Annotated in this window: 21 protein-coding genes, 1 tRNA gene and 1 pseudogene; 14 read left to right on the top strand and 9 right to left on the bottom strand. The window is 40.7% G+C overall.

The features are described 5' to 3' along the window. Position 1 precedes the first annotated feature (1 nt). The 3 genes from VB620_RS06700 to pdhA form a co-directional block, all read right to left on the bottom strand. Positions 2-73, bottom strand: a tRNA-Lys gene (locus VB620_RS06700). Positions 74-128: 55 nt separating this feature from the next. Then, entirely contained in the window at positions 129-1001 is an 873-nt protein-coding gene (locus tag VB620_RS06695; protein WP_323195363.1) for an aldose epimerase family protein, read from the bottom strand. 143 nt (positions 1002-1144) lie between these two features. Next, complete coding sequence (gene pdhA / locus VB620_RS06690; RefSeq protein WP_323195362.1) at positions 1145-2179, bottom strand: pyruvate dehydrogenase (acetyl-transferring) E1 component subunit alpha; 1035 nt, start codon at positions 2177-2179, stop codon at positions 1145-1147. A gap of 672 nt (positions 2180-2851) precedes the next feature. Between pdhA and VB620_RS06685 the strand changes: the two genes are divergently transcribed. Next, positions 2852-5161: an IMS domain-containing protein gene (locus VB620_RS06685; RefSeq protein ID WP_323195361.1), complete on the top strand. Its 2310-nt coding sequence runs from the start codon at positions 2852-2854 to the stop codon at positions 5159-5161. Positions 5162-5745: 584 nt separating this feature from the next. Beyond that, positions 5746-7002, top strand: coding sequence for a DUF4912 domain-containing protein (locus VB620_RS06680; RefSeq protein ID WP_323195466.1), 1257 nt, complete (start codon positions 5746-5748; stop codon positions 7000-7002). A 276-nt stretch (positions 7003-7278) separates the two neighbouring features. On the opposite strand, the gene VB620_RS06675 is transcribed toward VB620_RS06680, so the two are convergent. Together VB620_RS06675 and VB620_RS06670 are read right to left on the bottom strand one after the other, a co-directional pair. Continuing rightward, complete coding sequence (locus VB620_RS06675; RefSeq protein WP_323195360.1) at positions 7279-7935, bottom strand: DUF2301 domain-containing membrane protein; 657 nt, start codon at positions 7933-7935, stop codon at positions 7279-7281. 94 nt (positions 7936-8029) lie between these two features. After that, positions 8030-8842: an SAM hydrolase/SAM-dependent halogenase family protein gene (locus VB620_RS06670; RefSeq protein WP_323195359.1), complete on the bottom strand. Its 813-nt coding sequence runs from the start codon at positions 8840-8842 to the stop codon at positions 8030-8032. Positions 8843-8947: 105 nt separating this feature from the next. On the opposite strand from VB620_RS06670, the gene pirA reads away from it, so the two are divergent. The 3 genes and pseudogenes from pirA to VB620_RS06655 all read left to right on the top strand — a co-directional run. Then, complete coding sequence (gene pirA / locus VB620_RS06665; protein ID WP_323195358.1) at positions 8948-9103, top strand: arginine synthesis PII-interacting regulator PirA; 156 nt, start codon at positions 8948-8950, stop codon at positions 9101-9103. Positions 9104-9756: 653 nt separating this feature from the next. Continuing rightward, a complete protein-coding gene (locus tag VB620_RS06660; protein WP_323195357.1) occupies positions 9757-9921 on the top strand; it encodes a hypothetical protein in 165 nt (54 codons plus the stop codon). Positions 9922-10015: 94 nt separating this feature from the next. Beyond that, positions 10016-10117: pseudogene (locus VB620_RS06655) on the top strand (transposase); the annotation flags it as partial. Between the two features lie 90 nt (positions 10118-10207). Here VB620_RS06655 and aspS read toward each other — a convergent pair. The 4 genes from aspS to VB620_RS06635 all read right to left on the bottom strand — a co-directional run bounded on the left by aspS (position 10208) and on the right by VB620_RS06635 (position 15407). Next, positions 10208-11995, bottom strand: a complete 1788-nt coding sequence (aspS, locus tag VB620_RS06650; protein WP_323195356.1) for an aspartate--tRNA ligase — start codon at positions 11993-11995, stop codon at positions 10208-10210. A gap of 188 nt (positions 11996-12183) precedes the next feature. Beyond that, positions 12184-13509: an ABC transporter substrate-binding protein gene (locus tag VB620_RS06645; protein ID WP_323195355.1), complete on the bottom strand. Its 1326-nt coding sequence runs from the start codon at positions 13507-13509 to the stop codon at positions 12184-12186. Between the two features lie 9 nt (positions 13510-13518). Then, positions 13519-14181 carry a glycosyltransferase family 2 protein gene (locus VB620_RS06640; RefSeq protein ID WP_323195354.1) on the bottom strand — a complete coding sequence of 221 codons (663 nt, stop codon included), beginning with the start codon at positions 14179-14181 and terminating at the stop codon, positions 13519-13521. A 119-nt stretch (positions 14182-14300) separates the two neighbouring features. Beyond that, positions 14301-15407: a methyltransferase domain-containing protein gene (locus VB620_RS06635; RefSeq protein ID WP_323195353.1), complete on the bottom strand. Its 1107-nt coding sequence runs from the start codon at positions 15405-15407 to the stop codon at positions 14301-14303. A gap of 174 nt (positions 15408-15581) precedes the next feature. Between VB620_RS06635 and VB620_RS06630 the strand changes: the two genes are divergently transcribed. The 9 genes from VB620_RS06630 to VB620_RS06590 all read left to right on the top strand — a co-directional run bounded on the left by VB620_RS06630 (position 15582) and on the right by VB620_RS06590 (position 26240). Next, positions 15582-16934 carry a UDP-N-acetylmuramoyl-tripeptide--D-alanyl-D-alanine ligase gene (locus VB620_RS06630; protein ID WP_323195352.1) on the top strand — a complete coding sequence of 451 codons (1353 nt, stop codon included), beginning with the start codon at positions 15582-15584 and terminating at the stop codon, positions 16932-16934. Between the two features lie 448 nt (positions 16935-17382). Beyond that, a complete protein-coding gene (locus tag VB620_RS06625) occupies positions 17383-18000 on the top strand; it encodes a hypothetical protein (RefSeq protein ID WP_323195351.1) in 618 nt (205 codons plus the stop codon). Positions 18001-18015: 15 nt separating this feature from the next. Then, positions 18016-18384 (top strand): hypothetical protein, encoded by a 369-nt coding sequence (locus VB620_RS06620; protein WP_323195350.1) that lies wholly within the window; start codon positions 18016-18018, stop codon positions 18382-18384. Further along, entirely contained in the window at positions 18341-21088 is a 2748-nt protein-coding gene (locus tag VB620_RS06615; protein ID WP_323195349.1) for a hypothetical protein, read from the top strand. Before VB620_RS06620 ends, VB620_RS06615 begins: the two co-directional genes overlap by 44 nt. A gap of 56 nt (positions 21089-21144) precedes the next feature. Then, entirely contained in the window at positions 21145-21930 is a 786-nt protein-coding gene (locus tag VB620_RS06610) for a hypothetical protein (protein ID WP_323195348.1), read from the top strand. Positions 21931-21943: 13 nt separating this feature from the next. Next, positions 21944-22993: a hypothetical protein gene (locus tag VB620_RS06605; RefSeq protein WP_323195347.1), complete on the top strand. Its 1050-nt coding sequence runs from the start codon at positions 21944-21946 to the stop codon at positions 22991-22993. A gap of 27 nt (positions 22994-23020) precedes the next feature. After that, entirely contained in the window at positions 23021-23836 is an 816-nt protein-coding gene (locus VB620_RS06600; protein WP_323195346.1) for a hypothetical protein, read from the top strand. A gap of 150 nt (positions 23837-23986) precedes the next feature. Beyond that, a complete protein-coding gene (locus tag VB620_RS06595) occupies positions 23987-24667 on the top strand; it encodes a hypothetical protein (protein ID WP_323195345.1) in 681 nt (226 codons plus the stop codon). A gap of 22 nt (positions 24668-24689) precedes the next feature. Then, positions 24690-26240 carry a TrbI/VirB10 family protein gene (locus tag VB620_RS06590; RefSeq protein ID WP_323195344.1) on the top strand — a complete coding sequence of 517 codons (1551 nt, stop codon included), beginning with the start codon at positions 24690-24692 and terminating at the stop codon, positions 26238-26240. The last annotated feature ends 102 nt before the right edge of the window (positions 26241-26342 follow it).

The raw sequence follows: 26342 nt of genomic DNA, 5'->3' as shown, positions 1-26342 counted from the left end.
GTGGGTCGCCCGAGACTCGAACTCGGAACAAATCGGTTAAAAGCCGAGTACTCTACCATTGAGTTAGCGACCCTTTTGTTTTGCAACTTTGCTATAGTAACACGATAATCTGAGATTTGCAAATACTTTTAGAAAAAATTTGCTGTTAACCTTACAGATGCCGTGCAGCTAGCTTTTGGAGCTAATACAGTCAGATTTTCGCCAGTATTCACAGCATTACGAGGAGCAGTCCAAGGTTCCAGACAGTAGAAATCTTTGCCTTTGAGTGTCCAAAACACCAGACGAGAATAAATCTGATCGTAATCTAAAGTCAGTTTTAGCCGACGGCTACGGTCGATGACTGTGGCACATTGACTAGTCAAATCCCCAAAAGCCACATCAATTTCATCGCGGTTGAAATCAAAACTACCCTCAAAGGCATGAATTTCCTTAGTATTCTGGTCTTGATACTGCCCAGAAGGAATTTGAAACTCTAGCTGATTCTTATCACCATCCATAAGAAAATAAGGATGGAAACCAGCAGAAAAAGGCATAGGTATAGATGACAAATTCTGATACTCCTGCCGAATTACCAGAGTATTACCTTGCAATTCATAGGTAAAAATCAATTGCCAGTCAAAAGGATAAACTGCCTGAGTTTGCTCGTTGCTCTTAAGTACCAGAGTCAAGCTAGCTTTCCCTTGAGTTTTTTCCTCAGTTACCTCCCAAGGTAACTCCCGTGCAAAACCATGTTGTTTGAGAGTGTAGCGTTGCCCATTATGGGTGTACAAATTATCTGGTAAATTGCCACAAATAGGAAACAGAATCGGATTTCCGCCTCTGACGCTCAATTCCGGATGAGTAAAGCGTTCAGTATCCAGATAGAAAATTTCTTGCCCCTGCATCCGCCAACGGGTGATGATACCGCCTCTTTCTGGGACTACTTCGATTTGAGAGCCAGCACTTTCATCACTCAGGATGTGAGTCTTGTATTGTTGTTGTTCAACGCTGATAGTAAACACAAGTTTAATCCTTATTTGTTCATAGGGCATCCGACCTTGGGGATAGATCCGGGGGACAAGCAGAAATAGAAATCATCTAGTCCCCGGTCACTGAGCGACTTGTAGTGAGCGCCGTCGAAGTAAGTCGAAGTCCAGTCCCCAACTTATTTGTCTTCTGCAAACACAAAGCGATACAACTCACTGGGGTCTGGTTCAGGACTACTTTCGGCAAACTGCACAGCTTCGTCGATGACTGCTTGAATTTTCTGGTCAATGGCTTTGAGTTCACCATTGTCAGCTAAGTTTTGCTCAACCAGATAAGCTGCTAGCTTCTTAATAGGGTCACGAGAGAACCAGAATTCTTTCTCGGCTTTGCTGCGCATTTCATCTGGGTCAGCGAGGGAGTGTCCCCGGAAACGGTAGGTAAGAGCTTCAATTAATGTGGGACCTTCACCTGCACGGGCGCGGGCTACGGCTTCTTGGGCTACGGCTCGCACTGCTAACACATCCATCCCGTCTACTTCCACGCCTACCATGTTAAATACACTGGCTTTTTTGTAAATTTCTGGCTGGGAAGTGGCACGTTCATGAGACATCCCAATTGCCCACTTGTTATTTTCTACCACAAAAATAATGGGCAGTTTCCAGAGGGCGGCCATATTTAAGGTCTCGAAAAACTGACCGTTGTTAGCTGCGCCGTCGCCAAAAAAGCAGGCTGTTACTTGGTCTGCCTTTTCGTCTTTTAACACTTCCCGGCGGTATTTGCTTTGAAACGCGGCTCCAGCTGCTACAGGAATACCTTCCGCCACAAAAGCATAACCACCTAGTAAGCCATGTTCGGCAGAAAACATATGCATGGAACCACCACGACCTTTGCTGCACCCTGTGGCTTTGCCAAATAACTCCGCCATCACTTCTCTGGCTGGTACACCGGCACTGAGAGCATGAACGTGGTCGCGGTAGGTGCTGGAAACGAAATCTTCCCCTGGTCGCATGGACTGGATGACACCTGTGGAAACGGCTTCTTGACCGTTGTAGAGGTGGACAAAACCAAACATTTTGCCTCTGTAGTACATTTCAGCACATTTGTCTTCAAATGAGCGACCCAGTACCATATCTTCATACAGCCGCAAGCCTTCTTCTTTAGTGATGTTGATAGTGGCAGTATTAAATGTAGGTAACGTGCGTTCGTGAAACATTATTTTTTAGTATTCCTATAGTAAAACTGAAATTTACCATGTCAAATAAGTTGAGAAAAGACAATATTTGCTTTTCATCCCCAAAAATTTAGGCACCAAACAGGTTTATCGGCAATAGAGGTGCAGCGATGAGTGAATCTTTTCTGGTTCTACCCAAGCTTGGCGAGGATTTAACTTTAGGAGCAACGGATACACCCCTGAGTTTGATCACTCCCTACTCCTGTTTATAGGCTATCAATCAGGATAGCTTTGTTTCTGCATATCCATGCACAATTTAGCAAAAATCCATCAGCAAATTTATTTATGTAGCGATATAGTTGTAAATTAAATTTGTTTATGTTAATATCACGAATCCTTAACTAACAAATTTCTTTTTTAAGATAGTTTCTGAAACTGCATTATTGGGAGAATTAGTGAAGGATGAAGAGCTATAAGTTCTTAAAAGCTGAAATACTGCGAGTTAAAACCTAGTATTGATGTTTTTTAGACAAATGATAAATATTACCACTTGATTATTATTCAAATTTGAGAAAGGGAAAAAATTAGTTGTTTGAACATATACTTATAATCTAGGTTAACCACGGTATTATTGACTCTATTATTATGGCAGGGTTTACGTGCCTGGAATCCTCTAGGTGAATTATGTTGATCACGGTGCAGGGGAAGTAGACTGTGCGAATTCCGCTAGATTACTACCGAATTTTGGGACTACCGTTGGCGGCAAGTGATGAACAGTTGCGACAGTCATACAGCGATCGCATTGTACAATTGCCGCGAAGAGAGTATTCTCAAGCAGCAATTACTTCTCGCAAACAACTGATAGAAGAAGCTTACGTGGTTTTATCCAATCCTAAAGAACGTAGCAGTTATGACCAGCTGTATCTTGCCCATGCCTATGGACCTGAAGGTAATGCTACTGTTTCCGTGGAAAACCAGACAGAAGGCAAAAACGCTGATACTGATATCCAGAGTCTGAGTATTGACATTTCTCAAGGGGAATTAGTTGGTGCTTTATTGATTCTGCAAGAACTGGGGGAATATGAACTGGTACTGAAACTAGGTCATAATTACCTCACCAATACTAACGATGTCGCCTCTGCCAGAGTAGCGAATAATCTTGACAGTGAAGAATTTCTCGAAAGTTCTGAATACCCAGATATTGTTCTGACTGTAGCTTTAGCTTGTCTAGAACTAGGTAGGGAACAATGGCAGCAGGGTCACTATGAAAATGCGGCTATTTCTCTAGAAACTGGTCAAGAACTACTAGGGCGTGAAGGGCTATTTTCTAGCGTCCAGACGGAAATGCAGGCGGATTTGTATAAATTACGCCCCTATCGAATTTTAGAATTGTTGGCATTACCCACAGAAAAAGTTGCCCAAAGACGACAAGGATTGTCATTCTTACATGATATCTTGAGCGATCGCGGTGGCATTGATGGTACTGGTAATGATCAATCTGGTCTGAATATCGATGATTTTTTGCGGTTTATCCAGCAATTACGCCACTATTTAACAGTTGCTGAACAACATAAGCTCTTTGAAGCTGAAAGCAAGCGTCCCTCGGCTGTAGCTAATTACTTGGCAGTTTATGCCCTCTTAGCACGGGGATTTACTCAACGCCATCCGGCTTTAATTCGTCAAGCCAAGCAAATGCTAATGCGTTTGGGAAAACGTCAAGATGTGCATTTAGAGCAATCACTGTGTGCGCTGCTATTGGGACAGACCGAAGAAGCCACCCGTGTTTTAGAACTTAGTCAAGAATACGAAGCCTTGGCTTTGATTCGGGAAAAATCTCTAGATTCTCCTGACTTACTACCGGGACTATGTTTATATGCTGAACAGTGGTTACAAAATGAAGTCTTCCTCCACTTTCGAGATTTAGCTAACCAGCAAGCCTCATTAAAAGATTATTTTGCTAATTCACAGGTACAAGCCTATTTAGAAGCCTTGCCGACCGATGCCGAAACCACCCATGAATGGGCTGTAATCAACCGTCAGTCTTTTTCCCAACCCCCCCTGCAAAGTGATCATGCAACTGCTGTTTCTCCTCAATTTGCTTACGCTAAAACACCTACTGCGGATTTAGCAGCAACGCCAGAACAGAAAATAAATGAAAATCCTAACTCTTCCCTCAGTAATGGGAAGACATGGCTGGATAAAATGGCACCGAATGCCCACTCATCGCCAGATTTAGCAGATTTTGCTCATCCTCAGCCACGAACGGGACAAACTCACCCTAGTATCAATGGTGCTGGTGGGTTAACTTCCACAGGTCATGCGAAAAAGCGCCGTCGCCGCAAGGCGCGTCCAGGTATTAACCATGCCGATCCTCAACAGCAAGCGGCTTTGGGGGCTAATTTAGCGGGAAAAACACAACTTGTTTGGACTGTCTGTGCTTCCTTGGCAGGAATCTTAGTGTTTTGGTTGTTAGTTTCCACAACATTTGGATGGGTGAAAAACTTATTCTCCCCTGCACCAGTTTTGCAAGGTGAACAGTTAAGGGTAGAACTGAATCAACCACCCATAAATATTCCCGACCCCAACACCGAGTTACAACCCCCAGAAGGTACTCTGAGTGATAAGACGGCGCAAGAAGTTATTCAAGTTTGGTTATCGACTAAAGCCGCAGCTTTAGGGCCGCAATATCAGGTAGATAGTCTACAAGGTATCTTAACCGGTACAACTCTTTCTCAATGGCAGCAACTAGCCCGACAAGAAAGGTTGCAGAACCGCTATCGGACTTATGACCACACAGTGAAGGTGGAATATGTTGATCAAAAATCCAATCAAGCTGTAGTGGTGGCGACTGTCAGGGAAGTAACACAGTTCTATGACCAAGGTCAGATTAGAAATTTTTCTGATGAAACTTTGCGAGTCAGGTATTCTGTAATTCGACAAGGTGATGTCTGGCGCATCCAAAGTATGTCAGTTATTAATCAAATCAGTATTAATTTCGGGAGTCGGGAGTCGGGAGTGGTCTGATTTTACCAGCAGAGTATAAGAGGATGTTTGAAAAGTCTTATTGTCGGTAACAAAACATTCTAGATCCCCCTAAATCCCCCTTTTTAAGGCTAGGGGGGATCATTACGTGCCTAAAATCACAGCCGAACACTTTTAAAACAACCTCTAAGGTTGATCTCTGATTGGGATCAAGTTTTTCGGTATTCATGATCTAAATGTCATGACTCTATAACATTTAGCCGGGAGTGTGAGATTGATTTGAGTATTTTGTCATGGTTTAATGACATTGTGATCCCGCAACAGGTTATAAATGCGTAGAACAGCCAAAAAGTAACTGGAAACCCCTTGATCCCTAGTCAGGTTTACTGGTTAATATTTACTTAACAAAGTAACTGCTTCGATCCCAAAGAAATGCTAATCATGGCAGCATCGAGGAATCTCAAGGTAGTTAGTCTGAATTTAAAAACAAACTAAAAAGTTAAACACTGGGCAAAACCAGAGGTCAAGAATCAGAAATTCATCTGGGGTAGATGACATTTTATTTTAGAAAAGATTCTGTAACCCAGGAAACTCATTTACCTCGCCAACTACTGGAGGCCACAATTATGGCAAAAGAACGCCCACCGCTAGAAGAGATGACATTACGGCAATTACGCAAAGTTGCCAGTGAATATAGCATCTCTCGTTATAGCCGGATGCGTAAATCTCAACTGCTGGCAGCGATTCAAGAAGTCCAGCGCAGCAAAGTATCTCTTAGTCCAAATCGTTCACTGGAGGCACAGGAAACCGTGGAAGCAGCAAAATTTGAATTAGGTCAAGAAGACCGGACTGGTGGTTCTCTGGCTGATGTTGATGAAGGATTGGCGGACTTACCACAGGGTTATGGTGAAAGCCGGATTGTACTTTTACCCCGTGATCCTCAATGGGCGTATACTTACTGGGATATTCCTAATGAACATAAAGCGGAACTACGCCAGCAAGGTGGACAACAATTAGCCCTGCGGATTTACGATGTGACTGATATCGATTTAGATGACCAAAGCCCTCACAGTATTCAAGAATATCCAGCTGATGAATTGGCAAGGGAATGGTATATTCCTATTCCAGTGAGCGATCGCGATTATGTCATAGATATTGGCTACCGTACTGCTGATGGTCGTTGGTTAGTATTGGCACGTTCTGCCAGAGTCCACATTCCTCCTGTTTATCCATCTGACTGGATTGAGGATGCTTTTGTAACTGTCAATTTTGATCAAGATTTACGTGGTCAAACTGTTTACGAATTAGTCCCTCCGGCGAAGAAAGCAGCCCCAGTTTCAGCCGGAGTAGGAGTAAAAGATCACAGTAGCCCCATATATGACGAAATCTTTGGGTTGGCTGAGTCTGCTGAATCACAACGAGTTGCTGGTTCTATTTTCGGTTCCATGCAGCAAGTACCGGGTTATCCACGTCCTGAAGAAGCTATTAGTTCCTACGTTTTCCCTTCTGGTGTAGGTATGTGGGCAGTTCCCACTGCGTCTGGTTTAACTATGTCTGGTGCTGGTATGTCTGGTTCAGGCTTCTCGGCTGGCGTACCAATGAATCCCCGCAAATTCTGGTTAGTTGCTGATGCTGAGTTGATTGTTTACGGTGCAACTGAACCTGATGCCACTGTGACAATTGGCGGTCGTCCCATTAAACTGAATCCAGACGGGACATTCCGCTTCCAGATGTCCTTCCAAGATGGTTTAATTGACTATCCAATTGTGGGTGTTGCGGCTGATGGTGAACAAACACGATCAATTCACATGAAGTTTAATCGTGAGACTCCATCCCGGAATACTAATACTAAAGATGACGCTGTTTTAGAATGGTTTGCTTAATACCATTTCTTAATAAATAGGACTTACGCAACAATTGCCAAAAATATTGATTTATCTAACCGCCAAGCCGCCAAGAACGCCAAGAAAACGTAGATTATGCGTAAGTCCTAATAAAGTTGCGCTAAATATCTTTCCTTCTTTCTTTGTGTCCTTTGTGTCCTTTGTGGTTAGTTACTCCTAATATTTCAGCGCATCCCGACACAGAATTGGTATAGTCAATCAAAAATAGAAAAATCTTCCCCGCTATATTAATTTGATGGCGGGGTTTTTGTTTCGTTAAACCTTAGCTGAACTTTGGGTTTTCAAATAGCTAAATACAGATTTATCGCCAATATCTGAGGGAATTGCTTGGAATGCTTTACGCCCGGCAAATACTAGTAATAAAATTGCCCAAATTCCTAATAAAACTTGTTCTGATTCAGTTGGTAAAATCCCGACTAAATGTCCTAGCAGAAGTAAGGGGACTGTGAAAGTTAGGACTTTAGTTTCTAGGCGATTAAAACAAAAGGCTTCTTTGAAGAAAATACCTGTTAATGCTACGAAGGTAAAGCCAATGCCAAATAATGTCAGGGGTTGGTTGTAAACTGCGATCGCCAAAGGTTGACTACTAGAGAATGCCAGGACTATGGCTGATATACTGCCGATTACCCAACAAACTTGTAATAGTCGGTGCAGTACTGCCATGTAGATGTGAATTGTCCAGAGGCTAATACCTAAACCCAGACTGAAACAGGCATATAAAGGGGTGAGTGCTGCTATAGTAGTGGGGGTATTGTTGAATAAAACCAAAGCGCTACCAATGGCAAAGCTGAGTGTCGCTAGCATTAACCCCGCCCGGTAGATAATTACGCTAGTGCGATCGCTCTTGTCAATTGTAAATTCCCCAAACTGACCTTGATAAACTTCTGATGGCGATAGTGTTTGTGTAGTCATATTCAAAAAACTAGAGTTGGGATAATTTGTAGCAGTTAAAGACTAAATTTTGTCGAGGGTATTTAAGCTGAATTAAACTTAATTTTTATCCGGTTTAGTGTTTCTGCAAAAATAAAACTTGTAACGGATCTTGCCTGTGAATTTGCAATTGTGAAGAAGCATTACCGCTATTGATGGCAATTTCTACCCAGCCATGACTACCAACTAAAGCCGCTAGTTCTCCCACTTTCACATCGCTGTAAGTTTCACATCCGGGTATTTGCACCCCAGCAGCTTGAACACACCAATTTTGACCTTGCACATATTTTCCGGGAATATTGCTGACTAAGTTGCCAAAATGGTCAATATATTGAATACAACCTGTCACACCGGAATTAGTTGGGTTGCATTCGCCTATATTCAACTGTACCAAAGTTGCGGCATCGATTTCTGTTCCTAGCTGTTTTAAAGGTACACCACTAGCCAGATGAGCGCCGATGGGGGCAAAAATATCTCTACCGTGAAAAGTTTTGCTAGGGTCGGGTGTGCGCCAATAGTTAGGGTTTGTGAGTTCAACGGTATTAATGGCTGGACTTTGACTGAGGACTCCACTAAAAATGCCATTATTTGGACCGACGAGGAACCCTTGAGCAAATTCTACGGCGATCGCGCTGCGCCTACTCCCCACTCCTGGATCTACCACCGCCACATATACAGTACCCACGGGGAAATAGGAATAAGCATTGAGTAGAGAAAATCTAGCTGCGGCGATATTTTGCGGCGGAATCTGGTGTGTTAAGTCTACCACCCTGATTTGGGGGTTGATTTGAGCAATAACCCCTTTCATCACACTCACATAAACATCTTGATCGCCAAAATCGCTGATTAGCGCTAGCAGTGGTGGTTGATTGATCTGTTTTTCAGGCATGGGTAAACGAATTATATTAAGAGATAATTTTCTGTATCTACAGATACCAAAAATTTGATATATTAAGAATACAAAACATATTAAAAATTAAACAGAGGTAATCTGATGAGTCAGAATAAACTACAAACTATCAGTAAACTACGAGAAACTCATAGGCTGAATATTCAAAAAAGCCTAGAACATCGCTTACAAGTAGCAAAAGATAACAGCGACGAGCGGCTGATTCATCAATTGGAAGCAGAAATCAAATATATCCGTTAAAACAAAAGTTTATAGGGTTTGTCAATTATATTGGCAAACCCTAAATAATGGTACATTCAACTAGATAATTATCTCGAATATTGTTCAACGTATTCTTTTCTGTGGTCTTTCATCACTGTTGCTAACGTCTAATTCTTCCCGACGCAGGTTTTCTTGAACCTCAACGTTATCTGTTTCCACAACCTTATTAACATTAGCATTGACTTCTTTAATGCAGCCTTTAGTAACAGCTTGATAAATTATCCAAACTTAATCGGGACATAATTGTTTTATTTTTATCCTTTTTCCTCACTACTTTATTTCGTAATTACCTGTTTACTGAGGATATTTGTGACTTTAAAGGACATAATGACGAATATAGCAATCCTAAATGATATGTGAGAGTTCAATAAGCCTCAAATGCCTATAAAATAAGGATTTTTATCTCAGTGTTTTCTCACATTTGGGTTAAGATTGCTATATTTGGCTAAAAAATGCTGTCATAATTAGGCTATTTTGAATTACAAAAATGTAACTATTATGTCCCGTTTACTTTATAGAAATCTCTAGACAGAGGTTTTTATTTTTAATATGATGTGTTCCGGAGATTAAAAAGTAAAATATTTCCGGTTTTTTCTACACTTTTTGATTTTTAAACCAAGGAGAATACCAAAATGGCTAACATTCAAATTGCTGATTTAACACAAGTTGAAAATCAATTCGATGAACTATCTGATATGGAATTGGAAAATGTAGTAGGTGGTGATTGTGTGATTTTTATTGTGCCTGTATTTGTTAGTATCAATATCATCAGTATCAGTTTTTCCTTTAATCCTTGATCTCTCTCAGAGGATGTCTGAGAAGTAAGAAAGCCCACGTAACGGTATCCTGTCAGTAGAAAAAATACTTAAGTACGACAGCGTTACGAGAGCCATGAATCCATCCTACCCAAGTAACTTGACTTCGCAACAATGGGAACTGCTATCAAGACTCATTCCAGCAGCGAAAACCGGCGGTAGAAAACGCAGTGTTGATTGCGATCGCAAGTTAACCAAGCGGCTCGATAAATTTCCCAATTTGTGAATACAAGAGAGAGACGTTGTATACAACGTCTCTACATTCTGATTAAGGTTTGGGCTTGTAAGTGGAAGCAACGTGTAATTCTTTCAATTGCTTAACATCGACCCCTGAAGGTGCATCAGTGAGTAAACACCGGGCTTGTTGTGTCTTGGGAAAAGCAATGACATCCCGAATGGATTCTTCCCCAGCCAACAACATCACCAAACGATCCAAGCCATAGGCAATACCACCGTGTGGCGGTGTACCATATTCAAAGGCATCTAAGAGAAAGCCAAATTTATTCTGTGCTTCTTCCGGCGACAAACCAATGGCTTCAAACACTTGCTGTTGAATATCCCCTTGATAAATCCGCAGACTTCCACCACCAATTTCTAAACCATTTAACACCAAATCATAAGCTTGGGCGCGGGCGGTTTTTAAATCACTGATATCTTCGGGATGGGGTGCAGTAAAGGGGTGATGCAGTGCTTCTAGGCGTTTTTCGTCAGCATTCCACTCAAACATGGGGAAGTCTGTAATCCAGAGTAAGTTGATTTTTTCGGGATTAATTAATTTAAATTCCTTAGCTACAACTTGCCGCAATCTGTCTAAAGTTTTATTAACTGTCGCGGTGTCACCAGCCCCAAATAATAACAAATGTCCCGGTTCTGCACCTGTGCGTTGCAAAATTTCCTGTTTTTGGGCTTCACTGAGGTTGTCTTTAATTGCGCCGATAGTGTCGATTTCACCATTTTCTCTGACGCGGATAAAAGCTAAACCTTTTGCACCGGCTTCGCTGGCTTCTTTAAATAAGTCACCACCTGGTTTAATGCGGACGTTAGAAATGGCATCGTTACCCAGGGGAATGGGGAGAATTTTGACTATACCACCACGGGCGATCGCATCCCGAAAAACTTTAAATCCAGAATCTTCAAGAACATCGGAAACATTGACTAATTCCAAACCATAGCGAGTATCTGGCTTATCACTACCATAGCGTGCGATCGCATCGGCGTAGGTCAGACGGGGGAATGGTAAGTTTAACTCAATACCTTTGACTGTTTTGAAGATATGAGCCACTAACTTTTCATTCAGTGCCATAATTTCCTCTTGGGACATGAAACTCATTTCCATATCCAACTGGGTAAATTCTGGTTGTCTGTCAGCGCGTAGATCTTCATCACGGAAGCAACGGGCAATCTGATAATATCGATCCATACCCGATACCATGAGTATCTGTTTGAATAGCTGGGGTGATTGGGGCAAAGCAAACCACTCGCCAGGATTCGGACGACTGGGTAAAATGTAATCCCGCGCCCCTTCTGGGGTAGAACGAGTTAAAACCGGGGTTTCGATTTCAATGAAACCTTCTAAATCTTCTAAGAAACGACGCATGGCTTTCACCACTTGATGACGCAATTGCATATTTTGCGCCATGCGTTCTCGGCGCAAATCCAAATAACGATACTTGAGGCGCAAGTCTTCCCGCACAGATTCGTTGTAAGCGCTGGAAACTTGAAATGGTAACTGTTTACGAACGCTATTGAGCAGTGTAATTTGATCAGCGTAGATTTCTACTTCCCCTGTAGGGATGCGGGGATTTAAAGATTCATCGGGACGCTGGGTAACAGTACCAGTAATTTCCACCACGTATTCATTCCGCAGGGTATTTGCCAACTCGTAAGAATCTGGGGTGCGTTGAGGGTCACTGACAACTTGGACAATACCAGAGCGATCGCGTAAATCTAAGAATATCACACCCCCATGATCACGGGGACGATCTACCCAACCGTACAAAGTAACAGTTTCTCCAATATCTTCTTTTCGGAGTTCGCTGCAATAGTGAGTTCGCATAAGTGTTAGTTTTATTCTGTCGGGCTAGATGGGCTAATAAATGTCAAAGCCTTCCCATTATCTAGCATCAATAGTAATTCTAGTAGTTTCAGTGCAAGAAAAAAATCAAATTACCATAAACCTATATTTTGCCCAAGGCCATACTCAGTGGGGAAGCCAAATACAGCCAAAGCAATTTGCGCCATTTCTCATTTTTCCGGCCAAATCAGATCCAAGCGGTTTTGGGCTGTTTGCAAAGCCTTCTCAGGAGACTCACCCAGCAACGTCGCCTCAATAGCTCGACCCAGACTATCAGATAAACTACTATAACCAGCAATAATTGGTCTACCACGTGCCACAGGCATTTGGTCTAGAAAAACTTTCAACACAGGTTTTTCCTGAATCAATTGCTGAAAAGCTGGACTAGCGATAGATTTGAGATTCACCGGCAGAAAACCTGTGCCAATACTCCATTCTGTTTGAAACTCTTCACTTAAAACAAACTCTAAAAACTTAAGTGCAGCTTCTTCTCTGGCTGGAGTAGTTTTCATCAGATACAAATTACCATCACCAATGGCTGTAGCTTCTGTCACATTTCCCGGCATGGGAAATACCTGATAATCGACATCAGACTTCATAATATAAGTCCAAGGGCCTGTAATTTGCATAGCTACACGACCGGCGATGAAATCATCTTCTTCATAACCTCGCTCTGGTGCAGATAATTTCGCTGAACCATCTGTGATTAAGTCTTGCCAAAATTGTAAAGCAGTCACAGCTGCTTCCGTAGTCAAATTTGGTCGATTGTCAGTAACTATCTCCCCGCCAGCACTCCATAAAAAAGGGAACCAATTAAATACAGTCCATTCACCTTTACCTAAAGGCAATAGTATTCCATACTGTTCTGGTTTACCGTTGCCATCTTTATCTATAGTCAATTTTTTGGCAACTTCTCGTAATTCTGACCAAGTTTTCGGAGTTTGGGTAATTCCCGCCTTTTGGAAAAGTTGCGGTCGGTAAAAAATGCCCAGATTGCTGGTGTAAAGTGGAACTGACCACAGATGATCTTCTAATGTAAATTCCTGTAATAAATTGGGGCTAACTTCGGATTTTAGGGGTAATTTATCCAACCAATCCTCTAAAGGTCGAATTGCATCTAATTCTACAAACTTACCTGTCAGTTGCGGATAGAAAGTCAGGATATCTGGAGGAACATTTCCCACAACTGCGGCGAGAATTTTTGGCAATTGTTGGTCTAGTGCGCCGGCAAAAATAGATTCTACTTGGATATCAGGATGAGTCTGATTAAATTTATCGACTAACTTTTGAAAGACATCTCGATTAGCTGGGGGATTAATTCCTTGCCAAAGTGTTAAACGAATCACACCATCGTCTCGCTGTGCTGAAGCTTGACATCCAGACAACATGATTAGACATGAACTCAGCACAATTCCAATAAATAATAGCTTGATAGCAGAAGCTATGTACTGGCGGAAAAAATTGCTGATGGGGTTTAGTAATCTGTGACTTTTCATGCTAATTAGTTAGCTAGATGAGGAAATTTTGGCGAATGCGCTCTTAGTAACACTTGTTTCGGCTCTAGTATAAATATAAGTCTGTGGTTCACTGACTTTTCTAGTAGCAAAGATTTTTTCTGCTCGTTCCCAAAGGTCTGTATCTTCTCCATAAGTAAGATTAGCAAATCCCTTTAATTGAAAAAATACGTGTCGCTTACCGAAAAATGTCGGACCCAAAACACATTCTCGCAGGTTAATTGTTTTACCTGGTTGAAAATAATCTGCTACAAAAATTTCTTCTTCCGAATAAAATCCCCCTTCAATTAAATCAACTTCTGGATGACCTTGCATATATTCTAAACGGGATTCTAGATGATGGGTTTTATAAGCATCATCACTATCTATAAATGTCAGGTAATTTCCAAAAGATGCCTGAATCCCCGCATTTTTAGCGTATGCTTGTTTACGATTTTGATGTTTTAAATAACGAATATTGGGGAATCTTTGCAAATATGAATCAACAAGTGCAAAAGTATTGTCTTGACTCCCGTCGTCTACTATAACCAGTTCCCAATCCTGAAAAGTTTGATTAATTACACTATCAATACATTTTTCCAGATAATTTACCCGATTATAGGTACATAAAACAACTGTTATTTCTGGGTTAATATCAAAAGTAATGCTACTCATTGTTGCTGATATCTAAAAGTAAATTAACTGTAATTGAGAGAAATAAAAACTTCCGCCGACTTACTTACCACTCTCATTTCTCTGTGAACTCTGCGCCTCTGTGGTTAGTTTATTCCTATTTATTTTTCAGCCATGATACAAGTAGCAACAGGATAATCTGGATGAAAAGCATCTAGTTCTGCGGTTGTCAGTTCTTCCACAGCAATTCCATGATAACTAGCAATGACAGTTGTGGGATTACCATAGACATATAATTGCTGTTGGCTATAATTTCTAAATATATAAGCAAACGCATCTGGTAATGGTCGCCAATAATCGGATGGAGTAGCATGAACTCTAATGGCGCTGGGAACCATTGCAAAACACTTTCCTCCTGGTTTTAACCAAGTGAGAATGTTTTCTACTGCTATCCAAGGCGCATAACAATGTTCTAGGACGTTAAAAATAATCACTGAATCTAAGGATGCTGGTTCAATTATGGAGACATCATGAACATCCCCAACTATATCTACTCCGGAACCGGCTTCTAAGTTAAGAATTTTATATGATGTACCGGGATTAATTTCATAAAAATCTTTATCTTTAGGCGTTCCTCCGATTTCAAGGACATCACCACCAATTTCATGTTTAATTTCGGCAATAAATTTGCTGAGATAGTATCTATCTACAGGTTTTCCTCTGGTTAATCCAAATGCTTGACATATAGGAACTGCCTTTTTTAAGTCACCCCAATCTATGGAACCTGTGACTGGTGATAATAAACCTATGGTTTCTAGTTTGTCTACTATGGTGCGGAAGTCTTCGAGGGTTTGAATGGAGTCAATATCATCTGTTAATTGAGATTGGGAAAATAATTGTGGTAAAACTTGGTAAGTTTGTTGACTGATTTCACCGAGTTCATATTGCAGGTCTTTTTCGATGAAACTCCGAAAGCCTTTACTAAATATTGTCAGGCTACCATCTGCTAAAAATACTATGGCATCTTTAGATAGAGGCTGATATTGATTTAGTTGTTCAATGTCTGGTTTTGCAAGAGAGTTAATTTGGATTTTTTGCCAGATTTGGTATGCTTTTTCTAAGGAATGTTCATGGATGAATATTTCCATGATTGTTAACCATGATTTTGCGGGGATGATTTCGGCGGTGCGCTGACTCCAAGCAAAGATGGCATATAATTGGGAATCTTCGACTTTTATAAAAGCATTGGGGATATATTTTTTAGACATATAGTTATTTTTTAAAGTTTTCTGTACATTCTCAGGACTCAGGTATTATAAGCTATTTATGGAGGCTTTGATGATTGATTTGGGGATTTTGTGACGAATTGTGTATCTAACAATTATGGGACTAAGTACCCGAAAATTTGTATACTTTGGTTTTCGCTAATTTAACTATTAATTATGTCTTGGTCTGCTACTATCTCCCAACTGTTAGAAGTTCTGCGCGCCCAACCTGTCAATTTATCTGAAACTGCTTTCACACAAGTCAGCAGCGCTATTCAAACGGATACTCGGAAAATCAAACCGGGTGAGGTGTTTTTGGCTTTACGAGGGGATAATTTTGATGGACATGATTTTGTCTCCACTGCGATCGCCCAGGGTGCAATAGCCGCTATTGTAGATGGTGATGACGACAATGCAGATTTACCGCTATTACAAGTCAGGAACACATTACAAGCATATCAGCAACTGGGGAGGTGGTGGCGCGATCGCCTGAATATTCCGGTAATTGGGGTCACAGGTTCTGTAGGTAAAACCACTACTAAGGAACTCATCGCCGCAGTTTTGGCAACTACAGGAAAAGTGCATAAAACCTATGGCAATTTTAACAACGAAATTGGTGTACCCAGAACTTTATTAGAACTGAGTACAGAAGATAATTATGCTGTGGTGGAAATGGCCATGCGGGGTGAGGGACAAATCGCCGAATTAACCCAGATAGCCCGTCCAAATATTGGCGTAATTACCAATGTGGGAACCGCACATATTGAGTTGCTGGGTTCTGAAGAAGCCATCGCCCGTGCAAAATGTGAACTATTGGCGGAAATGCCTCCAGATGGTGTGGCAATTCTCAATCATGATAATGCTTTATTAATGTCTACGGCGCAACAAGTTTGGTCTGGGAAAGTGGTGACTTATGGGTTGTCTGGTGGTGACATCCAAGGGCAAATTATAGATCACGAAACCATTCAAGTTGGGGGAATGCAACTACCTTTACCGTTACCTGGTCGTCACAATGCCAGTAATTTTTTAGCTGCTTTAGCTGTGGCGCAAGTTTTGGGAATTGACTGGTCAAGTTTGCAAAATGGTGTCATGGTGAATATGCCCCAGGGGAGATCGCAACGGTTGACCCTAGCTAATGATATTATTCTCTTAGATGAGACTTATAATGCTGCACCAGAAGCTATGACCGCAGCTTTAGAATTATTAGTAGATACACCGGGAAAACGCAAGATTGCTGTATTAGGTGCGATGAAAGAATTGGGAGAGCGATCGCGGCAATTGCACCAAAAAGTGGGTGAAACAGTGCAGAGGTTGCAATTAGACGGTTTACTAGTTTTAGTAGATGGCAAAGATGCAGAGGCGATCGCTCAAAGTGCAGTAGGAATACCCTCAGAATGCTTTACGACTCATAGTGATTTACTCGCCAGATTAAAGACATTTATCCAACCCGGCGATCGCATCTTATTCAAAGCCGCCCATTCAGTGGGACTCGATACTGTTGTTAACCAGTTGCGAGCAGAATTTCTCTAACTTCTCCTAATTAGAAATTTGATGACTAAGAATGTAGAGATGTTACCTGTCACGTCTCTACAAAATTTTATCGGATACCAAGTTAAGATGTAGCTTCATTTTGATGTGGCATTCAAATACCGGAATTATCATAATCTACGCTAATGTATATATTCCTAAATTCATAAATTTACTTATATAAGTTGAACATATCTTGATATATTGAGGGCAATATAAATTTGCATCACCTAATTTTTGCAGAAAAATAGCTACGATTTAACCAAATGTTAAGATTTTGTTACTTAAACCTTAATATACAGTAACAAAGGGAAAATATACTATATATATAAATAGACTACATCAAATCTCTGGATAAATACAGATGACAAGTGACACCTTTAAAACTAGAGTGAAAACTTTAAGAATAAACAGCACTGATATTTCTGATCAATAACAGGGAAATTAGTAAATGCCTAAAAATGATAGTGTGAGAAGAATCAAGAAAGTTTTAACTGTTAGTAACCAGACAAAATCTCAAAACTTGCCAAATACTTGGACATCATGGACACAGCACCTAGTGGAATCAGTGCCATTTTTAATCACTTGTGCTGTGTTTATCAGCGTCATTAGCTTAAAAAGTCCCATGCTGCTGTTTTGTTTACTAGCAGGTAGTTTAATCACTATAATCTTGCATCAAGTTGGACAACAGGTGGATGTACCAAAGCGATGGCTGATGCTATCAAAAATATTGGCAATATCTGTTATCCTCGGTTTATTTTGGTTAGACTATTTTGCCGCACCTGCTCATGCTCAATTTTTTGGGAAAGCTGAAGATTTTTTCCAAACTACTCTGACACAAGGAAGTGATAATACTAACAATAGTCAGCCAGCAGTGAGCTTAATATTTAATATCTTAAGGGCAATTTATTTACTATATATTGCAGTATCTCTGATTGGTGTAATTAATGCAGTTCGTAAAGATGAAGATTGGCAAAGTATCGCTAGAGTTCCTCTATTGGTAGTTGTCGCTGTCACCGTAGCGGATGTATTGACAGGGTTTGTGATTGGTGATACAAGCAGTAATTAATATGTGTTGATTTTTATGGCTGAAGAACGAGATCAAGAATTTCGCCCAGTTAATCAAATTCTCGGCTCACAACCATCATTAGGGCCAATTCCTGCTGATCAAATTTTTCCTTGGTTGGTAATTCTTCTCGCCTCTTATTTTGTAATTAATGGCATTTTTGGGGGACTGTTTACAGATGACTTTCAACGATGGTTGTGGACAGCATTAATTGCAGGTTGGGGAATCGCCACTTGGTGGATATTAACTAGTGGTAGAAGTTGGCGATTTTTAAGCAAATTCATTGGAGTTCCCACTTGGACAAGAGGCTTTGCGCGTTATCAAAGCTTTCTAGAAATTAACCATGAAGCAAAAAATCGGAAAACAAAGCATCAGCATCGCCGGTAAAGAAAGTAGACTGACACCTTTTGAAGATGCTTTACATTTGGCGACCATGTTAAGGGTGGCGCTGGATGGTCGTGATGTCGGCGCTTACATCTTGAATAAAGAAACCCAAAAAGATCGGTTTTGCTTTGTCTTTGGATTTGAATGTCGGGGGATTCATACTACTTTACGCGCGGAACAAATCGCCACAATTTTTAATAACATTGAATCAGGTTTAAAAGATATTCCTGAAGGTGAAAAAATGACCTTGCATATAGGGTCGTTTAGTTCTGACAAACAAAGACAAACAGAACTAGGTGATTTAGTTAAGCGCACACCATCACGGGATATTAAATACTTATTAACATCAGAAAGAGCCAGAATCCAAGAACTGACTCACTCTGGGGTACGTAAACCCAAGTTTCTGCGGATATATGTAACTTATACCATTGAACCTAACGCCACTAAAACTGATGATTGGATTGAGAAACTTTTGGCTCAAGCTGAAGGATGGTGGTTACAGTTTAAAGGGGAATTAACAGAGGTTCAAAACCAACGCATTGAAACTTTAATTATCAATGCTTACCAACAAGGTTTTTCGCGCTGGGAACAACTGTTATCTAACAAAATGGGGTTAGATGTAAAACCTTTAAATGCTGAAGAACTCTGGTCAGAAGTTTGGGGACGATTTAATCAGACACCACCTATAGAAATTCCCCAATTACTACATTTAGATGAAAATGGACTACATGAGCAAGTTAATTCCGATTTAGCTAGTACGAAATTACTGTTAGAAAATACCCACAGTACAACTTTGCTGATGGAATCTCATGTACCCTGTGCTGACCGCAGTTGGGTGAATGTAAAAAATAACTATATTGGGGCGTTAACGTTTCTGGAAAAACCTGGTGGTTGGGCGAATAAATTTGCTCAGTTACGTTATTTGTGGGAATTATTAGCCAGAGAAAGGGTAGTAGATACAGAGATTTTTTGTGAATTAACTGCGGCGAATCCGGCTTTAGTCAAAACTACTTTACAACGAGTGCTGAAGCAATCAAATATGACAGCATTGATGGCGCAAGAAAAAAGTAAAACTATTGATGTTAATGCTCAGTTAAAGTTGAAAAAATCTGTAGCCGCTCAAGAACAATTATATGAGGGTGCAGTACCGATATATACGAGTATAGCGATTTTTGTCCACCGTCCCACTGTGGCAGAATTAGATACGGCTACTAGATATATTGAAAACTGTTTTCAACGACCGGCACAGGTAATTAGAGAAACAGAATATGCTTGGAAGATTTGGCTGCAATCTTTACCGATAGTTTGGGAAGGTTTATTAGTTAAACCTTTTAATCGTCGTCAATTATATTTAACTAGTGAAGTTCCGGGATTAATGCCTTTAGTGTTAACTAAAGCGGGAGATAGTCATGGTTTTGAATTGATTGCTGAGGAAGGGGGAACACCTATACATTTAGATTTATTTAACCAGCATAAAAATTTAGCTTTGTTTGCGACTACTCGTGCTGGTAAGTCGGTTTTAGTATCGGGAATTTTAACTCAGGCTTTAGCGCATGGGATTCCGGTGGTGGCGTTAGATTTTCCTAAACCTGATGGCTCATCTACCTTTACTGACTATACGGAGTTCATGGAGGGAAATGGGGCGTATTTTGATATTTCCAAACAATCTAATAATCTGTTTGAGCAACCTGATTTGCGATCGCTGACTCCTGAAGCACAACGCGATCGCCTATTAGATTATACTGGATTCTTAGAATCAGCTTTAATGACAATGGTTTTAGGTTCATCCACTGAAAACCAACTGCTGTCCCAAACCGTCCGTTCCCTCCTCAACCTAGCCTTAAGCGCTTTCTTTGCAGATATCAGCATTCAACAACGATATCAACAAGCCATTGCTGGCGGATTTGGGAGTGAAGCTTGGCAAAAAACCCCCACCTTAAAAGACTTTTTGGGTTTCTGTTCCCCAGAACATCTGCAATTAGATTCCCTCAGTGGTCGGGTAGATGACGCACTCAGTCAAATTCAACTGCGGTTAAGGTTTTGGCTTTCTAGTCGGGTGGGACAATCCATTTCTGCGCCCTCTAGCTTCCCCACAGACGCGCAACTTTTAGTGTTTGCGTTGCGGAACCTTTCCGATAACGAAGATGCAGCAGTCCTATCTCTCAGTGCTTATTCAGCCGCTTTACGACGCGCCTTAAGTAGTCCAGCCTCGATTTTCTTCATTGATGAAGCCCCAATTTTATTTGAATTTGACCAAATATCAGATTTAGTGGGGAGAATCTGCGCCAATGGTGCTAAAGCGGGAATTAGAGTCATTCTATCAGCACAAGACCCTGATACTATTGCCAAATCCAAAGCAGCATCGAAAATTTTACAGAACTTATCAACTAGATTAATTGGGCGGATTCAACCAGTAGCTGTAGATAGTTTTGTGAGTATTTTAAAATATCCTCGTGATATTATTTCTCGTAATGCTACGGAAAGCTTTTTTCCCCGCAAGGAAGGTATTTATAGTCAATGGCTATTAGATGATAACGGCATTTATAGCTTCTGTCGTTACTATCCAGGTTATGAACAATTAGCTGTGGTGGCTAATAATCCTAATGAGCAATCTGCACGCCAAAAAGTTATGGGAGAACATAGCGATAAGTATGAGGCTATTTCTGTATTTGCTCGTCAGTTAATTGCTTCGTTAAGAGGTGGTTGAGGGATGAATTATTGCACGCAGAGGCGCAGAGTCGCAGAGATTTGGAGGAGTTAAATATGCAAAAGGTGACTGTTTTGAGTTTGGGGTTTTCTCTGTTGTTGGTTTTCCCTGCAATGGGACAGTTAGGGAGGGTGTGGACGGAATTTCAATTCTATTCTGTGGATATGCAAAATTATCTGAGAAATAATCTCAGCGAAACTTTAAGTCCTCTAGAAATTAGTGGTCAAAATGCTGTGAATAATTCTCTTGGTGAATTGAATATACCTAATCCGATTGAGGCGGGAAAAAGTTTTCGTCAGGATATATTTTTTAACCCGACAACTGATAATTTTGAAAATAATCCGGTTGTCCAATCAAATTCGGTAAGTAATGAAATCAATCGTTTAATTACTCGTAGTGCGGTGGAAAGTCTGATGGGTAGAGATGGACAAATACGATTAAAAGTCAAGTTAGAAGAGACTGAAAATACAATTAGAAATATTAATGAAATTGTCGATGATGCTGAAGAAAGTAGCCAAAACTTAATCTTTCAGATTTCTCAAGGGCTTCCCTTAATTCCAGACGTGGGACAACAATTATTAGCACAGACAAATGCTGGTCAAGTTAATTTACAATTACAAACTCTGAGAGTTCAAAGTGACCAGTCCAAATTTATTGGGGAAACACTTTCTCAGACAATACAAACTAATCAATTTTTGCAATATTCTAATTTGAATTTAGCAAATATTTCTCAGGAAATGGCAGCAATGAATCGCTCGCGGCGAGTAGATTCAGCTACTGAAACCGCAAGACTTATCCGCACTACTTCTCAGGTAGATTTGTTTGGTAGAGAAGAAAATTAGTATGTTGTGAAAAATGCATCTTTATATTTTGCAAATCTTCCCGGAAATTGGGATTAATGAAACTTTTGATAGTGGTGCTGTCACTGCTAGGAGCATGGCTGAAAGTTGGGATAATCAATGGCTAGATTTATTACAAAATAATAGCACTAATAATTTGTATGGAGCGCTAACAAATCTGGGTGTGTTTTTCGCTGTGGGGACGTTGTTATTTTTTATGATGCAATGGCTCAAAGATTTGATCTACAGTGAATATTCTCGTCCGATAACGGGTTTAATTTGGCCTTTTATCGTGGTGCTATTATTAAGTAATACGGGAGATGGTAGTATACTTTCTACTTTGACATTGGGGGTCAGAAACTTTATTGATACAGTTAATCAGCAAGTGATTACTACAGCAGATGCGGAACAAAATTATCAGCAAGCGCTGAATATAAGTTTGGCGGAAGAAATAGCTGGTTCTTTGTTGCGTCCTTGTCAGTCACTTACGGGGGAACAACAAACCCAATGTTTTAATAAAGCAAGTGATCAAATAGATAATCTCTGGCGAGAATATAGAGATTTATATGGTAATAGAGTTTGGATTGATAGGTTAGAAAATCAGGTAATTTCTTTGAAGTTTAATACAGGAAGTTTATCAGATACTAGCTTTAATGCTTTGTTGGGTAATACCACACAAACGACGATTAAAAACTTTTTAATTTCTTTACAATATGCTTTTCAAAATTTAATTGAAGCGACGATGTTACTCATCGCTGCATTGGGACCTTTGGCTGTGGGTGCATCTTTGTTACCTGTGGCTGGTAAACCTATTTATGCATGGCTGACAGGATTTTTGGCGGCGGGAATTGCGAAGATTTCATTTAATATAATTGCTGCTGTCACCGCCTCTGTGATTATTAACGGTCCCGCAGAAAATGCTAATGCTAACCCTGATTTAATGTGGTTCATCATTTTTCTGGGAATTTTAGCCCCTTTATTATCTTTAGCTGTAGCAGGTGCGGGAGGATTTGCGGTTTTTAGTGCTATTAATAATACAAGTTCTGTGGTGAAGGATAGAATATAATTTTTCAGTCTGGTCGATGGAGTAAAAATGACAAAATTACTGCAAAAAAGAAAATCAACGGTCAATGTTTTAACAATTTTTGCGATCGCCACTTTTAGTTTACATCTATCAGTATTATTTTTCTTCATCTTGCAAGGCTTAAATATTCGCCAATTGAGTTTGAGAAAACCGCCTAACTTTGTGCAAATCATTGACGGTCAACCCATAGCTGCTGTGGATGATTTAGCGAGGGACCCGGAAGCCATTGGTCAATTCATCAGTAAAACGATGATATCTATGTTTAACTGGTCGGGAACTCTACCACCACAGAGTTTTGCAGAAGCGGGAGAACCGCAACCAGACTCAGGAATCCAAATCAGAACGCCACAAGGTGGGACTCAAAGAGTAACTACCAGCAGTTGGGTAGCGAGTTTTGCAATATCGGAAGATTTTCGTAAAGGTTTTTTAAGTGCGATCGCCCAAATGACACCACCAGAAGTATTCTCTAACAATCCCACCCAAAGAATATCAGCAGAATTAGTCATCCAGCGCCTTTATCCTCCAGAACAAATAGCCCCCGGTAAGTGGCGCGTGGGGATGGTCGCAGACCTAATTCAACAAAAACAGGATACAAATAGAAGAACGGTAACACCCTTTAATAAAGATGTGTTAGTGCGTGCTGTGGATTATTTTCCCTACCCCTTAGCCAATCGTACTACTGATATCCAAAAAGCTATTTATAACAATCGTATTCGGAGATTGGAGATTTATGAAATTCGGGAATTATGTCTACTAGAAGAATATAGTAACTCTAGTCAAAATCAATCAAATCCCTGTCGAAATTCTCGGAGTTTTACCAGATGAATTATTCTGAATATAGAGTTCAATTATAACAGGACTTACGCAACAATTGCCAAAAATATTGCTTTATTTATCGAACCGCCAAGCCGCCAAGAACGCCAAGAAAACGTAGATTATGCGTAAGTCCTATATAATTTATATCCTCAAGTATTTATGCAAATAATCAAACCGGAAACCAAAAAGACTAGCATTTTACCACTATTAGTTGTAGTCACATTTGGATTACATTTATTTAGCTTGCTTTTACTTTTGTTCCACAATTCCATGATTCAAGCTTTACAAAAGCAGTTAACACCCCAAAGTTTAGTACAACTGGTTGATGGTCGCGCCATTACCGTAGACGCGCAAGAAACTGATTACAGAAATCCAGAAACAATTCGCCGCTTTGTTGGTGAAACTATGACTTTAATGCTTACTTGGTCACAGCAACAACCACCTCTCATAGTATGGCAAATTAGCTCTCAACTGTTAGCTAGTGATTTGAAACCCAAGTTTCAGGCAGAAATTACCAACTTAAATCCCACGGGACAATTAGCAAATATTAATCGCCAAACTGAATATGTATTAGTAATAGAAAAAATCTCTCAACCGACTAAAATAGCTAATGGTAAATGGAAAGTTGAAATGTTAGCTAATCAATTAAATTTTAGTCCAGCCAATAATCTCGGAACTTCAACGGAGTTCAATAAACAAATATTTATCAGAGCTACAGATAAACCAGTGGCTACACTTCCCACCCAACCACTACCTTGGCATTTAGCAGCTTATCGTCTAGGAGAAGCTAGACTAGAAATTTACCAGATATGTGACCTGAAAGATAACACCTGTTCTTGAAATTCAACCCCAATAATCTACCATGACCTCTTATTCAATCCATCCAGAATTTACTGAAAAATATCGAGTCTCACCCATCTCTCAGCAGCCAGAACCTGAAGTAAATTCTGCTGACTGGGAATCGAGAATGGCGCAATTAGTTGGTTTTCAAGAAGAATCACCACCAGTAAACCTTGACCAAGCAGAGGTAGATACCGGCAGTTTGCAGACTTCCCCATCTCAGCCACAACCAATACAAACTGAGGAATCTCTGTCATCTAATCCCTTTGCAAAATTAGCCTTGGTGGGTGGTGCGACTTTAAGTATAGTGGTGGTGGCTGGTGTATTTTTATCGCAAATCATGAATACCGGCAATCAACGACCAGTAAATAATATTGTTTCCTCAGAATTACCAACAACCAGTGAATCTCCGCAACAAAACTTAGCCGAAGAAGTAGAGCTTCTGAAAACCAAATTAGCCCTGGCGGAACAAGCCCAGACTGTAATTGCAGCTCAACGAACTCTCAGAAATAGAGTAGCTGCGCGGGTGGAAACCCCACAAGTGAGGGAACGCACACCTAGACCTGTAGAAATTGCGGCGACTCCCAGAGTAGTAACGGTAGAACGCATCGTTGAAAGACCTTCTCCACCAGTTCCTGTGCGCCCAATTGCTATAGAACATACACCATCTCCAGCACCAGCACCAGCACCAGTGACCATTGCAGAGATTCCACCATCTCCACCCAACCCCCTAGATGAATGGACTAGGTTAGCCAAGTTGGGTAGCTATGGTCAGGTTAACACCACTGGTCAATCTAGAGTGAGTACGGCTTTGTCTGTACCGGAAACTAATGGTAATTTAGCAGCCCAATTCGGGAACTCTCCGCCGGAACCAAGTCCACAGCCAGATGTTCTCGTGAGCCAAGAACAATCACAAAGGGCGAAAGCTATCAAAGTTGGGACTAGTGCTAAAGCTGTGTTAGCAACAGCTGTCTTTGGGGAAACTACTCGCTCCAGGGGTGATGACACTGATGAAGACGGTAATGTATTTGTGTTGCGTTTGACAAACCCAGTAAAATCTGTAGATGGTGCGATCGCATTACCTGCTAATACAGAATTACTCGCAGAAATTAGCTCTATTTCCGAACGCGGATTATTGATATTGAATGTGACCACAGTTATCTCAGAAGAAAACAGCGAACTCAGAGAAAAGAGCTTACCCAAAAATGCCATTACGGTACGCGCTCCCCAAGGTAAACCTTTAGTAGCCAATCAATATCCCAATGAAGGATCATCTATAGCGGGAATGGACTTAGGACTATTCGTTTTAGGCGGTATTGGTAGAGGAGCCGAATTATTTAATCGTACAGAATCCCAAGTCACAGTTGGGGATGGTAGCACAGTCATCACCAACAACAACAATAGAGCGAATATCCCAGCCGGCATTTTAGAAGGTGGGTTAAGGTCTGTAGTTCCACAAATTTCCCAACGCAACCAACAAGCCATCTCCCAAATGATGCAACGCACTAACGTTTGGTTCCTACCAGCTGGCAAAGAAGTGGAAATCTATATTAATAGAACCATGCAATTATAATGCGTAATTATATAAATCTTGTGGGGTAGGCATACTTCGGCTGCCCTGATTTACTTCACTCACAAAAAAGTGCTGTTCTACCCTCATCCCCACTTTCTTATT

The sequence above is a fragment of the Nodularia harveyana UHCC-0300 genome (assembly GCF_034931085.1).
Classification (GTDB): domain Bacteria; phylum Cyanobacteriota; class Cyanobacteriia; order Cyanobacteriales; family Nostocaceae; genus Nodularia; species Nodularia harveyana.
This window is presented reverse-complemented; position numbering and strand designations above follow the sequence as displayed.

What these genes read in the sequence shown, in the direction of transcription:
- VB620_RS06640 (WP_323195354.1), bottom strand. Translation starts at nt 14,181, where the DNA reads ATGAGTAGCATTACTTTTGATATTAACCCAGAAATAACAGTTGTTTTA.
- VB620_RS06595 (WP_323195345.1), top strand. Translation starts at nt 23,987, where the DNA reads ATGCAAATAATCAAACCGGAAACCAAAAAGACTAGCATTTTACCACTA.
- VB620_RS06630 (WP_323195352.1), top strand. Translation starts at nt 15,582, where the DNA reads ATGTCTTGGTCTGCTACTATCTCCCAACTGTTAGAAGTTCTGCGCGCC.
- VB620_RS06635 (WP_323195353.1), bottom strand. Translation starts at nt 15,407, where the DNA reads ATGTCTAAAAAATATATCCCCAATGCTTTTATAAAAGTCGAAGATTCC.
- VB620_RS06645 (WP_323195355.1), bottom strand. Translation starts at nt 13,509, where the DNA reads ATGAAAAGTCACAGATTACTAAACCCCATCAGCAATTTTTTCCGCCAG.
- VB620_RS06615 (WP_323195349.1), top strand. Translation starts at nt 18,341, where the DNA reads ATGAAGCAAAAAATCGGAAAACAAAGCATCAGCATCGCCGGTAAAGAA.
- VB620_RS06620 (WP_323195350.1), top strand. Translation starts at nt 18,016, where the DNA reads ATGGCTGAAGAACGAGATCAAGAATTTCGCCCAGTTAATCAAATTCTC.
- VB620_RS06590 (WP_323195344.1), top strand. Translation starts at nt 24,690, where the DNA reads ATGACCTCTTATTCAATCCATCCAGAATTTACTGAAAAATATCGAGTC.
- VB620_RS06600 (WP_323195346.1), top strand. Translation starts at nt 23,021, where the DNA reads ATGACAAAATTACTGCAAAAAAGAAAATCAACGGTCAATGTTTTAACA.
- VB620_RS06670 (WP_323195359.1), bottom strand. Translation starts at nt 8,842, where the DNA reads ATGCCTGAAAAACAGATCAATCAACCACCACTGCTAGCGCTAATCAGC.
- VB620_RS06680 (WP_323195466.1), top strand. Translation starts at nt 5,746, where the DNA reads ATGGCAAAAGAACGCCCACCGCTAGAAGAGATGACATTACGGCAATTA.
- pirA (WP_323195358.1), top strand. Translation starts at nt 8,948, where the DNA reads ATGAGTCAGAATAAACTACAAACTATCAGTAAACTACGAGAAACTCAT.
- VB620_RS06605 (WP_323195347.1), top strand. Translation starts at nt 21,944, where the DNA reads ATGCATCTTTATATTTTGCAAATCTTCCCGGAAATTGGGATTAATGAA.
- VB620_RS06625 (WP_323195351.1), top strand. Translation starts at nt 17,383, where the DNA reads ATGCCTAAAAATGATAGTGTGAGAAGAATCAAGAAAGTTTTAACTGTT.
- pdhA (WP_323195362.1), bottom strand. Translation starts at nt 2,179, where the DNA reads ATGTTTCACGAACGCACGTTACCTACATTTAATACTGCCACTATCAAC.
- VB620_RS06675 (WP_323195360.1), bottom strand. Translation starts at nt 7,935, where the DNA reads ATGACTACACAAACACTATCGCCATCAGAAGTTTATCAAGGTCAGTTT.
- VB620_RS06660 (WP_323195357.1), top strand. Translation starts at nt 9,757, where the DNA reads ATGGCTAACATTCAAATTGCTGATTTAACACAAGTTGAAAATCAATTC.
- VB620_RS06610 (WP_323195348.1), top strand. Translation starts at nt 21,145, where the DNA reads ATGCAAAAGGTGACTGTTTTGAGTTTGGGGTTTTCTCTGTTGTTGGTT.
- aspS (WP_323195356.1), bottom strand. Translation starts at nt 11,995, where the DNA reads ATGCGAACTCACTATTGCAGCGAACTCCGAAAAGAAGATATTGGAGAA.